Here is a 2,438-nt window from a genome sequence, read left to right as displayed (position 1 = left end):
GTGGTGCCGGCAAGCCTGAACTTCGAGTCGGCGAATCCGGCGATCGATCTCGATGCGCTGAACCTGCGAGTCCAGACGAAGACGGGTGTGTGGGAAGGGTCCTCCCGTGTCGCGGGTGTGTCGTCCTTCGGGATGGGCGGGACGAACTGCCACCTGATCCTGCGGCCCGCACCCGAGCGGGCCCCAGTGGTGGAAGGTGTTCAGCCGGGGCTGGTGCCGTGGGTGGTGTCCGGGCGCAGCGCAGAGGCGCTGCGTGCGCAGGCGGGGAAGCTCGCCGAGTTCGTACGCGGGTCTGACACGTCGCCGCTGGATATTGGTTACTCGCTGGCCTCGGCACGCACGGTTTTCGAGCACCGTGCGGTGGTGGTGGGTGCGGACCGCGAGGAGCTCATCGCCGGCCTGGAGAAGGTTCGTTCTGCGGGTGCTGTCGGTGCTGCGGGGACGGCGTTCTTGTTCACGGGGCAGGGGTGCCAGCGTCCGGGGATGGGCCGGGAGTTGTATGAGGCGTTCCCGGTGTTCGCCCAGGCTTTCGACGCGGCGTGTGCGTACCTGGACGGGCATCTGGGCCGGTCGCTGAAGGATGTGGTGTTCGAGGGTGATCCGGTGCTGGATCAGACCCGGTTCACGCAGGCCGCACTGTTCGCCCTTGAGTCGGCCCTGTTCACGCTGGTGTCCTCCTTCGGAGTGCGCCCTGACGCGCTGATCGGTCACTCGATCGGTGAGGTGAGCGCCGCATACGCGGCCGGAGTCTTCTCCCTGGAGGACGCGTGTGCGCTGGTCGCGGTACGGGGCCGCCTGATGCAAGCCGCCCGCGCGGGCGGAGCGATGCTCGCCATCGCCGCCCCGGAGACAGAGGTGGTCCCGGAGCTGGTTGAGGGCATGTCGCTCGCGGCGGTGAACGGCCCGGCAGCCGTGGTCGTCTCCGGTGACGCGGATGCGGTCGGGGTCCTGGAGGAGCTGTTCCGAGGGCGTGGGGTCAAGGTCAAGCACCTCACCGTGTCCCACGCCTTCCACTCCGCGCACATGGACACCGCCCTGGCCGAGTTCGAGGAGACAATCGGCTCCCTGACGTTCAACGAGCCGCAGATCACGGTCATCTCGAACGTGACCGGCCAGATCGCCGACGAGCTGACCAACCCTGGTTACTGGGCCCGCCAGATCCGCGCGGCGGTCCGTTTCGATGACGGCATCCGCACTCTGGACGCCCAGGGCATCACCACGTACCTCGAACTCGGGCCGGACCCGGTCCTGACGTCCCTCGTTCAGAACACCCTCGACACCCCCACCGCCACCTCCGCACTCAAGAGCGAGCGTGACGAGGCCAAGACACTGCTGCGGGCCCTGGGCACCGCCTACTCCAGCGGGACCGACGTCGACTGGACCGCTTTCCTGCCCGGCGGGAACCGGGTCAAGCTCCCCACCTACGCCTTCCAGCGCAAGCGCTACTGGATCAACACCCCCGACGCCCCTGCCGGTCCCGTTTCCGTAGCGGAGCAGGAGCCGGAGCAGGAGCCGGAAGGCGTGCTGGGGGAGTGGGCGAGCCGGGTGCGCAAGCTCACCGGCAAGCAGGGCGATCTCCTGCGTCAAAAGCTGATCACGGGTCTGATCTGCCGCCACACCGCCGAGATCCTCGAATACGACAGCGCCGATGCGATCGATTCCGAGCTGCCCTTCAAGGACTTGGGCTACAACTCACTCACCTCCGTGGAGCTGCGCAGCCGCCTGGCCGCCGACCTCGGCCTCGCCCTGCCGTCCTCGCTCGTCTACGACTACCCGACGCCCGCTGTTCTCGCCCGCCACATCGTTCGCGACCTGGTGGGTGCGCCCGACCCGGACGCCGTGGACGCGGTCCTTTCCGGAGTCGAGGACGTGTCCGATGAGCCGTTGGCGATTGTGGGCATGGCGTGCCGGTATCCGGGTGGAGTGGTTTCGCCGGAGGGACTGTGGGGGCTGGTTGCCGAGGGTGGGGATGCGATTGGTGGTTGGCCGGAGGATCGTGGCTGGGACGTCGAGGGGCTGTACGACGCCGAGCGGGGTGTGCCGGGGAAGTCGTACGCGCGTTACGGCGGGTTCCTGCAGGGGGCGGACGGGTTCGACGCGGAGTTCTTCGGGATTTCGCCGCGTGAGGCGTTGGCGATGGACCCGCAGCAGCGTCTGCTGCTGGAGACGGCCTGGGAGGCGCTGGAACGGTCGGGGATTGTTCCGCAGTCGCTCAAGGGCAGTCGGACGGGTGTGTTCGTCGGCGCGATGACGGGGGAGTACGGTCCGCGTCTGGCGGAGCCCGTTGCGGGGACGGAGGGGTACCTCCTCACGGGTAATACGGCGAGTGTCGCCTCGGGCCGTATTTCCTACACCCTTGGCCTGGAGGGCCCGGCCGTCACCGTGGATACGGCGTGCTCGGCTTCCCTGGTGGCTTTGCACCTGGCGGCTCAGTCGTT

Annotated in this window: 1 protein-coding gene; it reads left to right on the top strand. The window is 68.3% G+C overall.

Going from position 1 to position 2,438, the window contains the following annotated elements; genetic code table 11:
* Nucleotides 1-2,438: beta-ketoacyl synthase N-terminal-like domain-containing protein (locus tag ABZ565_RS35295; RefSeq protein WP_361036404.1), on the top strand; the 2,438-nt coding region annotated here is incomplete at both ends.

The organism is Streptomyces sp. NPDC016469 (genome assembly GCF_040632905.1).
Taxonomy (GTDB): Bacteria; Actinomycetota; Actinomycetes; order Streptomycetales; family Streptomycetaceae; genus Streptomyces.
This window is presented reverse-complemented; position numbering and strand designations above follow the sequence as displayed.